Raw genomic sequence first — 12,513 nt, 5'->3', positions numbered from 1 at the left:
TATGGAGTATTTAAAAATATCAATTATTACACCTTCTTACAATCAGGGGCAGTATTTGGAAAGAACAATTCAATCTGTATTAAATCAGAACTATCCTAATTTAGAATATTTAATAATTGACGGAGGTTCTAGTGATAATTCTGTAGATATTATAAAGAAATATTCAAAACATATTTCTTATTGGGTAAGTGAAAAAGACAAAGGGCAGAGCGATGCAATTAATAAGGGATTAAGTTTAGTTACTGGAGAAATTATAGGATGGATTAATAGTGATGACGTATTAATTGCTGGGTCTCTTGCTTATATTAATAATTATTTTCAAACTAATAGAAATGTTGAGTTACTGAATGGTTCTGTAATAGAAATTGATAAAGAAGATAAGTGTCTGAAAATTATCTATGGTATTTTTTCGAAGTGGTTTACATCACATGGTAGTTATAATATACTACAACCGTCTATGGTTTGGAGAAAATCAGTATTAAAAAAAATAGGATTATTAAATAATGACTACCATGCTTGTATGGATTTAGAGTTTTTAATTCGCGCATATGAAAATAATATATCTATAAGACAAACTACGGCTTCAATAGGTGCGATAAGAATTTATGATGCAACAAAAACAGCCTCGGGCGGACAAATTTGGATTGATGATGAAAATCGAATTGCGAAAGTGTATGGGAAGAATTATTTGCGAAGAAAAAATACTGTTTATTACCTATTGTATGGATTTTGTAAATTCATGAAGGGTGATTATTTGCGAATGTTGTATTTTAAAATTCAATATAAAGGTGAGAGCATCTCCAAGGTAAGTTGTTAATATTTATTAATTTTGGTTTCTTTACGTATAAAAAGATAAGTGAAATTTTTAACTAAAAGTGAAAAAATTGCTTTTATACATATTTCAAGATTGGTCTGTAAATGAGCGAAATATAAAAGGTAGATTAATCTTAATCGGATTTCGCTTAAGTAGCTTGGCTACAAAAAATAGTTTATTTTTTTTAATATTGATTCCACAACTTATAATATATAGAGTTATAGTGGAGTGGTTTTTAGGCACTGAACTTCCATACAAAACAAAAGTTGCTAAAGGTTTAAAATTGCATCATGGACAAGCCACTGTAATTAACGATGGGTCCATAATTGGCAAGAATTGTACTCTCAGACACTCTACTACCATTGGGAGTAAATTATTATCAAATGGATATTATTCTTCTTCACCTGTTATTGGGGATAATGTAGATATTGGGTCTAATGTATGTATTATCGGACCCATTTCGATTGGGGATAATGTTAAAATTGGAGCCGGGTCAATTGTTGTTAAAGATGTACCACCTAACTGTATTGTTGCAGGAAATCCAGCAAGAGTTATAGGATTAATATAGGAGTAAAAAACTCTTTATAAAACACTTTTTTTATCAGTTTAAAACTCCCTTATTATATTTACAAAGGTAAAAATGATATGATTTTCAATAAATTAGTATTGTCATGTGAATATTTATAGAATTAAATAATGTGTTGGTTAATTTCCTGCCCCGAAAATGTTTAGTTTTATTAATATTATTATACTTAAGTTTTTATACCTTGGTCTAAAAAATATTTTTTGATGTTTTAAGCTTTTAGCCTTACATTGTATTAATAATTCTTATTTTTTAATTATTATTTAATGAAAGATTTTCTTAAGAGAAAAATTTTAGTAGTTGGCCAAACTCCACCACCTTATGGAGGGCAGGCTCTCATGATTAAATACATGCTTGATGCCGATTACAAAGAAATAGAGTTTTTTCATATTAGAATGAATTTTTCGAGAGAAATGAATGAGCGAGGTAAATTTTCTTTCTATAAAATAACACACCTGATATCTATTATCGTAAATACATACATATTGCGTTTTAAATATAAGATAGACACCCTTTACTACCCCCCAAGTAACTCCCCAAAAGTTGCTATATACAGAGATTTTATATTTCTTCTTTGCACAAAGTTTTTCTTTAAGAAAGTTTGCTATCATTTTCATGCTGCTGGGATAAGTGAAGTTTATCCTATGTTAAATGCAGTAGAGAGGAAAGTCGTCAAAATGGCCCTTAGCAATGCTGATTTAACTATTTCGAGTTCATCCTATAACCCTGAAGATGGCGCCTTTTTCAATGGGAAAAAGAATATAATTATCCCTTTGGGTATTCCTGATATATGTACATTTGAAAAAACGAAAAAACAAAAAAATATAAACATTCTTTTTGTAGGACTTTTAAATTCAACAAAAGGAGAGATGATTTTGCTTGATGCTATTAAGTTGCTGAAAAATGTTAACATGCAAGTAAGGCTAAGTTTGGCAGGAAAGTTTGAAACGGACGCATATCGAAATTTTTTTTTTCAAAAAGTAGTTGACTATGGTTTACAAAACTATGTAGAATATATAGGTGTCATTTCGGGTGATGCAAAAAGACAAGCTTTTACTTCAGCAGATATTTTTTGCTTCCCCAGTTATTTTATATCAGAATCTTTCGGCATTGTTTTATTAGAAGCAATGCAATACCAATTACCCATAATTGCTACTAAATGGCGTGGGATACAGTCGATAGTAGAAGATGGTAGTAATGGTTATTTGATTGACATTAAAAATTCTGAGCAGTTAGCTGAGCGTATTGGGTTTCTTATTAAAAATGAAGATATACGTTCTCAAATGGGCTACAATGCTCGCAAAACGTATGAAGCAAAATATAAGTTAGAATATTATTTAAACGCTCTGGAAAAAGCATTTATTTCAATTTAAGAAAAATGAAGACAATATTAATTACTGGAGGCTCTGGTTTTATTGGTACTAACCTCATAGATCTATTGTTACAAAAAGAAATATATAAAATTATAAATTTTGATAAAAATCCACCTTTAGATCAACGTCATATCAGCTATTGGCATAATGGTAATATTATGGATGAAAAAAAAACTGAGGCTTTTTTTCAAATAAATAAACCAGATATTGTTATTCATCTGGCTGCTAGAACAGATACATTAAGCAATAAGCTTGATGATTACAATGAAAATCATGTTGGAACTAAAAATCTTTTACAGGTAATTAAGAGATGTTTGTCGATTGAACGGGTTATCATCACTTCAACTCAATATGTATACAAATCAACTGAACAAGCATTTCCCTTAAGCTCAGTTGATTATAAACCGCACACTGTATATGGTGAAAGTAAAGTTCTAACGGAGCAGTATACCCATAATGCAAATTTAGAATGTGTATGGACTATTGTAAGACCTGCTAATATTTGGGGGCCATGGCATATGCGTTATCCTGTTGAGTTATGGAAGATTATTGATAAGGGCTATTATTTCCATCCAGCTAGCCATCCAGTAATAAGAACCTACGGATACGTTAAGAATATTGTACATCAGATTTACCAGATGGTAATTAGTGACCCTTCTATTGTTAATAAAAAGACATTTTATGTTGGAGATGCACCTATTGATTCATACGAATGGCTCAACAGTATATCTATGAGATTAAAGGGAAAGCGATTAAAAAGAGTACCCACTGGCATTTTCAAAACTATAGCGGAAGGAGGGGATTTCCTTCGTAAAATAAAAATTCCATTTCCCCTATATAGTGAGAGATTTAGAAATATGATTGAAGATTATCCCGCTCCAACTGATATCACAATTAATACATTTGGTGTTGCGAATGATAATCTGGATGAGAATGTTATTGAAACTATAAATTGGCTAAAAGGAGAAGGTAAAAGTTATTTTGAGTATTGGAAAAACAGAGGAAAGTAATGAGTATTAAACGGAAAATAATTAGTATAAATGTCACTTGTCAGTCTTACTCTGATTTTGTCCAAAAACTTACCTCACTGGCCGCTGCAAAATCGTCCTCCTATATTTGTGTAGCTAATGTACACATGTGCATAGAGGCTTATAAGGATAAAGCTTTTGCTGCCGTGGTTAATGGAGCTGATATAATTACCCCGGATGGTATGCCGTTGGTAAAAGCACTGAGATTATTATATGGTATAGACCAAGATAGGGTAGCCGGTATGGATTTATTACCAGATTTACTTAAAGAATCAGAAAATAGAAAGATATCCGTTTTTTTTTATGGAGGAACACAAACCATGCTAGATAAAACTGCTGATTACTGTAAGAAGCATTATCCGGCACTACAGCTAGCTGGCTTTATAAGTCCGCCATTTAGGGCTTTAACTACAAGTGAAGAGGAGGAATATATCAACCATATAAATGCGAGCAAAGCTGGTTTTGTATTTGTAGCATTGGGCTGTCCCAAACAGGAAAAATGGATGGCTGCCATGAAAGGCAAAATTAATGCCAGCATGGTAGGCATTGGTGGAGCTTTACCTGTAATGGTGGGTATGCAAAAGCGGGCTCCAGACTGGATGCAAAAAGCAAGTTTAGAATGGTTATACCGACTAGGGCAGGAGCCTAAGAGGTTGTTTAAGCGGTATGCCGTGACCAATACTATGTTTATAGTTTTTTTGTTTAAACAGTGGTTATTCAAAAAAAGCTATGTGGAGGCCATTTGAAAACTTATGTGAAAATTTAGTTAAACCTGAATTAAATTATAACTAGACTTATCTGGCAACAAGCTGTTTTAAAAAATGCTATTGGTTTGGGCCGTCTTATTATTGACAAGCCATTCTTCCTTTGTGATGGATAATAGCATAGACAATATGTTATTGGGATGCTTCAATATGGACGTGCTTTTGAATTGGCATTGTATAAACAATACGCTCGCCAGTTGGTGAAACAATTCCTACTGAATTAGGTTTAGCATATCGATTTATTTCAATCCGATTAGTTTCAATTCTACCATCCCCACTTTGTACTCCATAATAAATGGTGTTTCCATATTTTGTGCTTTCCTGTGCATAACCAATTATGAATTTTTCCCCTGTGCATTTAACTGTGTAACCTATCTGGTATGAACTCGTTTTCTCCAGAAAATAGTACGTTTTAGAGTCTTCCCCGACAAATACAGTCAAAGTTCCCGATACAGGTGCTGAAGAAACGACGCCATTAATTGTATAGGAAGTTACTCCTGTAAGCTTGTAATCGCCTGCCCTAGGGGCGGTCGGGTCTTTTTGAACGATCAACTCGTTGCTACAGCTCGTTATGAGTATAGCAAATACGAGTATAGCAAAAGGCAAGTAAAGGATACGTAATGAAGGCATGTTCCAGTTTGTTGGTAGAGCATAATTACAAAAATAATGCAATAATAGGAGAAAAGAAAGATTTGTTGAGTATTAGTAATAAAAACTTAAGAATAGATATTTTGAGGTAACTTCCATACTATCAGGGGGATGTACTAAATTGAAATATAGTTAATGACAGGAGGGAGATGTACTTTAAATTGTAGGTTTTAAGGAAAATAATAAATGGAAAATTATAAAAGATAGAAAGTGAAATCTTATAGTATACTAGATTGAAATAAAATGAAAATTTAATGTACAATCGATTGAGCAGTTAGTTATAAATCTTGATAATTCCTTGGCCAAATTTGATAATAGCCTTGTAGTTATATAGTTATCAAGACATTTTAAAACCTTATAAGGCTCATGAAACGACTGCTGGAACTCCTGCTTTTGCTATTATTTTGTAATTCATCTCCATCAAGAGCTCAACTACCGCCCGAATCAGTTTATGTAAGTCCTAATGGTGACGACGGCAATCCAGGTACCGAAACAAAGCCATTGGCTACTCTTAAGGGAGCACAACAGGCTGTAAGATCACTCATTAAGTCAGGGAAATTGCCTTCTAAAGGAATAACAGTTTGGTTTGAAAAAGGAAATTACGCCATTCCGCAGGAGGGTTTTTCGTTCACCGAGGCAGATAGTGGTACTTCTTCCGCGCCTATTAATTACCGGGCTTTACCCAAAGCACAAGTCAAATTCAGTGGAGGTCTGCGTTTAGCAGGAGCAGACTTTAGGCATATTACAGACTCATCCGTTTTGGGTCGGCTTAACCCTTTGGTTCGCAAGCAGGTTGTTCAGTTGGATTTAAAGAACTTGAATATTCCAGACCTGGGGTTAATTAAACCGTTTGGCTTCCCTAGACCAATACAGCCTACTGGGCCTATGGTGGTCTTTAATGGTAAGTTTTTAACACTTGCTCGCTATCCAAATACAGGCTTCATTCACACCGGTAAAATACTATTGACGGACTCTGTAAGAATCAATAGGGGGGCAACATTTCAAGTAACGGACTCGCATTTAGATAGATGGAGATTGGAGCTAGATGGTTGGGCACATGGTTACTGGAGTCAAGATTGGGCAGATGATGCAATACCTATTGCTAAAATTGATAGCATAAACAGATTACTTACGTTAGGCTTATCTCATAAGTATGGAGTAGAAGCTAATAAACGATTTTATGTATTTAATATCTTATCTGAACTAGATCAGCCTGGCGAATGGTACATTGATCGGAAAACGAAAATTTTGTATTTATATCCCCCAGAGGCAATATCGTCGGCCATAATTGAGCTTACGCTTGCTGCTAAACCTGCACTGACACTGACCAATACCGCCAATATTACTTTCGATGGTTTTGAGTTTATGAGTCTGCGTGGTACGGCAATTCAAATTACGGGTGGACACGCCAACAAAGTTCAAAACTGTACATTTCATGCTATTGGCAATCAAGCAATAGTTATAAAAGGAGGTTTAAACCATGCCGTTTTGAAATGTACTATCGCAAATATTGGTATGGGGGGGCTTGAAGTCTCCGGGGGAGATCGCTCTTCACTTATAAGTTCAGGTCACTTTATTTCGAACAACCAGCTTTCCGACTATAGCCTGTTTAGAAGAACCTATAGCCCAGCTATTAACCTATCTGGGGTCGGCATTCATGTTGCTCATAATTTAATTCATCATGCCCCTCATAGCGCCATTATTTATACCGGAAACAATCATCTTATGGAGTTTAATGAAATTCATGATGTATGCCAGGAGACAAATGATGCAGGAGCCATTTATACGGGGCGTGACTGGACAGCTCGTGGACATATATTACGGTATAATTACATTCATCATATCCCTAAGTTGATAGATAGCTTACTCCTTCTTAAGAGTTGGATATATACTAGTGGGATATATTTAGATGATATGGCCAGTGGAATACAGGCTTATAACAACGTTTTTTATAAAATCTTTGGTACTGCCTTTCTTTTAGGAGGGGGGCGTGATAATCGTCTTGTTAATAATGTGCTTATTGATTGCGAAATTGGCGTTAGAGCTGACGACAGGGGAATTAGTTTGAATATAAGTACTGAAAAAGGTGAGTATCGAGACCGTCTTAATGCAGTGCCCTATGAATCATCTCGCTGGCAACAGGCATATCCTAATTTGAAAAATGTTTTATCAGAAAACCCAACAGCGCCAAAGGGAAATGTAATAGATGGCAATCTCTTAATTCGATCTGGACCCATTCAATTACATGGTAAGTTTGGTGAGTTTAATACACCTAGTAACAATCAATCGATAGAAGGTACTTTTCAGGAGAAAAACTTCTCAGAAGAGTTGACTCCTGAGCAGCTTCGCCAATATTTAAGCCGCTTTTCAGACTTTCCCTCTATTGCTATTGAAAAGATTGGACTTGAGCGATGAAGAAATATCTGCGATCTTTGTGCCCCCTTCGGTGGATAGATTTTACCAGATACCCTCTTTACCATACAAGGTTTTTATCTATTCATTCGAGTATTGCTAATGCATATTTCCCGTCCGATTGGTCAACAGAAGGTTTATTTGCTGTTGGTACTTTGTTTTATCCGTGTACTTGCCTTTTCGCAGTCGACGCCAGTTGCTGCAACCCCTGGCAAGCAACCCATCCATTTATTTATGATTGGCAATAGTTTTTCGCAAAATGCGTCAAAATTCTTGCCAGAGTTAAGCAAAGAAGGCGGTCACGCGCTGATCATCGGGCGGGCTGAACTAGGGGGGAGTTCGTTACAGCGCCATTGGGAACATGCAGAAGCTGCCGAGCGTAACCCCGATGATCCGAAAGGGAAACCCTATACTGGGAAATCCCTGAAAATGCTCCTTTCTGAAGGACAATGGGATGTGGTGACCATCCAGCAGGCTTCGATTCTGTCGGGAAATGTGGAAACCTATCGGCCTTATGCCCGAAAATTATACGAGTACGTTAAAAAGCTACAACCGCGTGCTACGGTAGTCTTCCACCAAACCTGGGCGTACCGCTCCGATTCAAAGGATTTTAGCCAGATCGCTCCGGGTGACTCGGCGAAGAGTGCCGAACAAATGTGGGAGAAATCAAGGGCTGCTTATCGTACCATCGCCGACGAATTGGGTATTGCCATTATTCCGAATGGCGATGCGTTCTGGAAAATGAACGAAACGGCTAATTGGGCCTATCATCCCGATCATGCGTTTGATTTTACCCATCCACAATCACCGGCTTTGCCTAATCAAACGCATTCGTTGCACATGGGTTATCGCTGGGATAACGGGAAACTGGCGTTCGATTCACACCATGCCAACGACGCCGGTTGCTATCTGGGTGGTCTGGTTTGGTATAGTTTCCTGTTTAATGAGTCACCGGTTAAATTGACGTTCTGCCCAGACGGTGTAGACAAGGCGTTTGCAAAGCAGTTGCGAAAAACAGCCTGGTCGGTGGTAAAGAAGGAGGAAAAGAAATATAGGTTGGTGAAGGGTAGGTAGAAATCTCATTTTTTGTCATTCCGACGCCAGGAGGAATCCGCTTCGGCCGTCTGATCAAAGTCCCTAATAAGTCAAGCTTGAGATTCCTCCTGGCGTCGGAATGACAAAAACAGAATGACAAAAAAAATGATCAAATCTATTCGTTTCTCGATTACTCTCCTCCTTCTCTCAACGGCGTGCCTGGCGCAGCAGGAAATTCCACTCTATTCCGGTCTAATTCCCAATGCCAAAGACATGCCCGACGGCGAAATCAGGCGGGCCGATTTTATTGTTTCCAAGGTGTCTCGTCCGACGCTGTCCCTCTTTTTGCCACCCAAGGGGAAAGCCAATGGTACGGCGGTGATCATTTGTCCGGGTGGTGGTTATGGCGTCCTGGTGATCAAGCGGGAAGGGTACGATGTGGCCGAAGCTTTTGCCAAACAGGGTATTACGGCCTTCGTTTTGAAATACCGATTGCCGAGTGACGAAACCATGCTCAACAAATCCATTGGCCCGTTACAGGATGCGCAACAGGCGATAAAGACGGTTCGGCAACGGGCGGCTGAGTGGCAGGTAGACCCGCAAAAAATAGGAATTATGGGCTTCTCGGCGGGTGGACATCTGGCGGCAACAGCCGGAACGCATTTTGGTAAGTCGTTGATTGAGAATCCAACAGATGTCAGCCTGCGCCCGAACTTTATGGTTCTGGTGTACCCGGTTATTAGTTTGACGGAACGGATTGGGCATGCGGGCACACGTACGAATCTGCTGGGTTCTACGCCAAGCCCGGACCAGATCCGCCTGTATTCGAACGAAGAGCACGTCGACGCAACAACACCCCCCACTTTTCTGACCCATGCGGGCGACGATACGGTGGTGCCGGTTGCCAACAGTCTGATTTTTTACGAAGCCCTGCAACGCAATGGCATCCTCACCGATATGCACCTATATGCCAAGGGGGAACACGGCTATTTAAAGACGCCTGCCTTCGACGAATGGTTTGGCCGGTGCCTTCACTGGCTTCGGCAAATTGAACTGATGCCGTAAAAGGGGGGCACTATCAACTAAAATTTAGGATAGGAGCATGGCTTTCTCACCTCTCCCAAAACGGGAGAGGGGCTAAAAACAAAGCGCAATTAGCACCTACGCCTGATTATATACCTTCAACACCGGCTCGCGCAAGGCGCGGCCTTCGCCAAATAAGACAAAGACAATCGTTTCGGCAATCGTTTGTGGATCGACCCAGGTTGTGAAATCAGCGTCGGGCATGGCTTGCCGATTTAGGGCGGTATCGATAATGCTGGGCACAATGACTGTCGAGTAGATGTTTTGTCCATTGCCCGACGCGTTGATCAGATCAGACAATTGAAACACCAGTGATTTTGACAAGGCATACGCCACCGCCGTTTTGCCTGCCTGCGCATCCAGAGCGGGTCGGGCACCGATCAACACAAACCGTCCACCAGTGGGTTGCTGACTCATGTGAGTGAAAAGCGGCTGAACCGTGGTGTAGGCCGTTTTAAAATTGATCGTCATCATTTTATCAATCAACGTGCCATCGGTTTCGGCCAGCGTGCCATTGGCATAACCACCGGCTAACAGAATAGCCGCATCAATGGGCCCGTGAGCTGTAACGGCCTGCTCGATCAAGGTAGTAACTGCCGCTTCGTTGGTTAAATCAATTTCGTAGGTGAACAGACTATCCGGAAATCCAGTCGGTAGCTGTTGTTTGTCTTTTGCGGAATGAATCGCGGCAAGAACACGATGACCCTGGGTTAGCAGCGTTTGGGTGACAGAGAGTCCCAGACCACCTGCTGCGCCGGTAATAAATACAGTTGTCATTAGAAAGAGAAGTTTATGACCATGCACGCCAAATTAATGAATTGTGTGTATGACAAGTTCTTTTTGACAGGATTAACAGGATAAAACAGGATTTTTATTTCTGTTATTTAATCCTGTCCATCCTGTTAATCCTGTCAAGAAAGACTGCGCTTATCCCCAAAATGACGCATTCCTGTACTTTATTTTATTGTTGCGCATAGATTGTGTTGCTTTGGCCTACCCTAAGCGAACACCCCCTTGAAAAACCAACTATCGCTTTACTGGAAATGCCAATTAGTGGGCTGGTCGCTGGCTGCACTGTATTGGGGCTATACGGGCATGATGGGTGGTCGGTTCAATGTGGCCTTGGGCATCTTTCAGTTTATAACAGATGTGGCGGTGTACAGCCTGATTACGCATGTGTACCGGAATTTCGCCTTGCGGCACCACTGGACTGATCTGGAAATTAACCCACTGCTAAAGCGACTGATTCCGACCGTGCTTGTTCTGGGATTCGCTTATCTGGTGGTGACGGTGCTTAAAATACTATTGTTCCGATGGTGGTTTGTAACAGGTCCCCCGCAAAATTTTGAGTCGTTTATCCAACTGAATGGCGAAGCTATTTTTATTGCGGGCATTCGGCTGATGTCAATCTGGCTGCTCGCGTATCATTTATATCACTATGCCCAACGGGAAGTCCGGTTCACGAAAGAGAAGGCCCGACTGGAAATCATGACCAGAGAGGCTCGTCTGAGTAACCTGTCGGCTCAGCTTAACCCGCATTTGCTGTTCAATTCTCTCAATACGATCAAAGCGTTGGTAGTTGATGAACCGGAGTCGGCCAGACGGGCGGTCGATCTGTTGTCGGATTTGTTGCGGACAGGCCTCTATGGAGGAAATGAGGTTCTCGTCTCAGTAAAAGACGAACTCAATCTGGTTCGCGATTATCTGGAGCTGGAACAACTTCGCTTCGAAGAACGGCTGACATACCAGATAGACGTAGACGATGAACTGGCATCGGTACAAGTGCTGCGATTATCCATTCAGACGTTGGTTGAAAATGCCATTAAACACGGCATCAATACCCGAAAGGCGGGTGGCCATATCCGAATCAGGATTGAAAAGGCAGGTGATTTTAGTAAGATCGTTGTGCAAAATCCCGGTTATCTCGATGCACATATGCCCGTAACGGGTCTGGGATTGACGAACCTGACAGAGCGCCTGCAACTGACGTTTGGCGGTAAGGCAACATTGGAGGTCCTGAATGAACCAGAAGGGGTTGTTTCGGCTATTCTACGAATTCCAATCCGATGAAGAAGATAAGCGTCCTGATTATCGACGATGAACGGCATGCTCGTATGGAGCTTAAACGCCTGATCGCCAGCTTCCCGGAACTGGAGTGTATTGGTGAAGCCAGAAACGCCGATGAAGCTCAGGAATTGATTGCAGAGAAACGGCCTGACGTATTATTTCTGGACATTCAGATGCCCGAACGCTCTGGATTCGATTTGCTGGAGGCTTTGCCAGAGGTGCCCGACGTGATCTTTACCACGGCTTATGATCAGTATGCGCTCAGGGCGTTTGAGGTGAGTGCCCTGGATTACCTGCTGAAACCGATTCGGGCTGAACGCTTTGCGCAGGCCATCGCTAAACTGGTCCTGAAACAGCCCTCCGCTGCTCAGAGCAAACAAGTTTTTGTAAAGGATAAAGATCGCTATCAGTTTGTTCGCTGGGAGCGCGTTCACCTGATCGAATCCATGGATAATTATGCCCGCCTATTTTACGAAGAAAAAAGCGTCTGGTTAAAAAGCTCCTTAAACCAGTTAGTCAAAACGCTGGACGAGACGCTATTTTTTCGGATTAACCGGGCTCAGATTATCAACTTAAACTTCATTCAAGCGATCAATACCGCCGAGCATGGCCGATTGACCGTTACGCTGACCACCGGACAAACGCTAACGGTTTCGGATCGCCAATCGGTTCGACTCCGGAATCTGAGGAAACTATAAGCTAATTA

12 protein-coding genes are annotated in these 12,513 nt (G+C 40.2%); 10 read left to right on the top strand and 2 right to left on the bottom strand.

Annotated features, from left to right (window positions below; all coding sequences use genetic code 11):
* Position 1: 1 nt before the first annotated feature.
* From ACYVGR_RS04125 to ACYVGR_RS04105, 5 genes are all read left to right on the top strand, one after another.
* Entirely contained in the window at positions 2 to 817 is an 816-nt protein-coding gene (locus tag ACYVGR_RS04125; RefSeq protein ID WP_460954014.1) for a glycosyltransferase family 2 protein, read from the top strand.
* 58 nt (positions 818 to 875) lie between these two features.
* The gene (locus tag ACYVGR_RS04120) at positions 876 to 1,382 is read left to right on the top strand and encodes a serine acetyltransferase (RefSeq protein WP_460954013.1); all 507 of its coding nucleotides are present in this window, start codon (positions 876 to 878) and stop codon (positions 1,380 to 1,382) included.
* Positions 1,383 to 1,663: 281 nt separating this feature from the next.
* Complete coding sequence (locus ACYVGR_RS04115; RefSeq protein WP_460954012.1) at positions 1,664 to 2,770, top strand: glycosyltransferase; 1,107 nt, start codon at positions 1,664 to 1,666, stop codon at positions 2,768 to 2,770.
* A gap of 5 nt (positions 2,771 to 2,775) precedes the next feature.
* Positions 2,776 to 3,780: an NAD-dependent epimerase/dehydratase family protein gene (locus ACYVGR_RS04110; protein WP_460954011.1), complete on the top strand. Its 1,005-nt coding sequence runs from the start codon at positions 2,776 to 2,778 to the stop codon at positions 3,778 to 3,780.
* Entirely contained in the window at positions 3,780 to 4,544 is a 765-nt protein-coding gene (locus ACYVGR_RS04105) for a WecB/TagA/CpsF family glycosyltransferase (protein WP_460954010.1), read from the top strand. Before ACYVGR_RS04110 ends, ACYVGR_RS04105 begins: the two co-directional genes overlap by 1 nt.
* 150 nt (positions 4,545 to 4,694) lie before the next feature.
* On the opposite strand, the gene ACYVGR_RS04100 is transcribed toward ACYVGR_RS04105, so the two are convergent.
* Entirely contained in the window at positions 4,695 to 5,192 is a 498-nt protein-coding gene (locus ACYVGR_RS04100; RefSeq protein WP_460954009.1) for a hypothetical protein, read from the bottom strand.
* A 384-nt stretch (positions 5,193 to 5,576) separates the two neighbouring features.
* Here ACYVGR_RS04100 and ACYVGR_RS04095 point away from each other — a divergent pair, with 384 nt between their 5' ends.
* From ACYVGR_RS04095 to ACYVGR_RS04085, 3 genes are all read left to right on the top strand, one after another.
* Positions 5,577 to 7,625 carry a right-handed parallel beta-helix repeat-containing protein gene (locus ACYVGR_RS04095; protein ID WP_460954008.1) on the top strand — a complete coding sequence of 683 codons (2,049 nt, stop codon included), beginning with the start codon at positions 5,577 to 5,579 and terminating at the stop codon, positions 7,623 to 7,625.
* 99 nt (positions 7,626 to 7,724) lie between these two features.
* Positions 7,725 to 8,696: a DUF4886 domain-containing protein gene (locus ACYVGR_RS04090; RefSeq protein ID WP_460954007.1), complete on the top strand. Its 972-nt coding sequence runs from the start codon at positions 7,725 to 7,727 to the stop codon at positions 8,694 to 8,696.
* A 126-nt stretch (positions 8,697 to 8,822) separates the two neighbouring features.
* The gene (locus ACYVGR_RS04085) at positions 8,823 to 9,722 is read left to right on the top strand and encodes an alpha/beta hydrolase (RefSeq protein ID WP_460954006.1); all 900 of its coding nucleotides are present in this window, start codon (positions 8,823 to 8,825) and stop codon (positions 9,720 to 9,722) included.
* A gap of 96 nt (positions 9,723 to 9,818) precedes the next feature.
* On the opposite strand, the gene ACYVGR_RS04080 is transcribed toward ACYVGR_RS04085, so the two are convergent.
* On the bottom strand, positions 9,819 to 10,517 hold the full coding sequence (locus ACYVGR_RS04080; protein ID WP_460954005.1) for an SDR family NAD(P)-dependent oxidoreductase: 699 nt from the start codon (positions 10,515 to 10,517) through the stop codon (positions 9,819 to 9,821).
* Positions 10,518 to 10,754: 237 nt separating this feature from the next.
* Here ACYVGR_RS04080 and ACYVGR_RS04075 point away from each other — a divergent pair, with 237 nt between their 5' ends.
* Positions 10,755 to 11,810, top strand: a complete 1,056-nt coding sequence (locus ACYVGR_RS04075; protein ID WP_460954004.1) for a sensor histidine kinase — start codon at positions 10,755 to 10,757, stop codon at positions 11,808 to 11,810.
* Positions 11,807 to 12,505, top strand: coding sequence for a LytR/AlgR family response regulator transcription factor (locus tag ACYVGR_RS04070; RefSeq protein ID WP_460954003.1), 699 nt, complete (start codon positions 11,807 to 11,809; stop codon positions 12,503 to 12,505). The genes ACYVGR_RS04075 and ACYVGR_RS04070 overlap by 4 nt, the downstream gene beginning before the upstream one ends.
* The last annotated feature ends 8 nt before the right edge of the window (positions 12,506 to 12,513 follow it).

The sequence above is a fragment of the Spirosoma litoris genome, from assembly GCF_054776755.1.
This window is presented reverse-complemented; position numbering and strand designations above follow the sequence as displayed.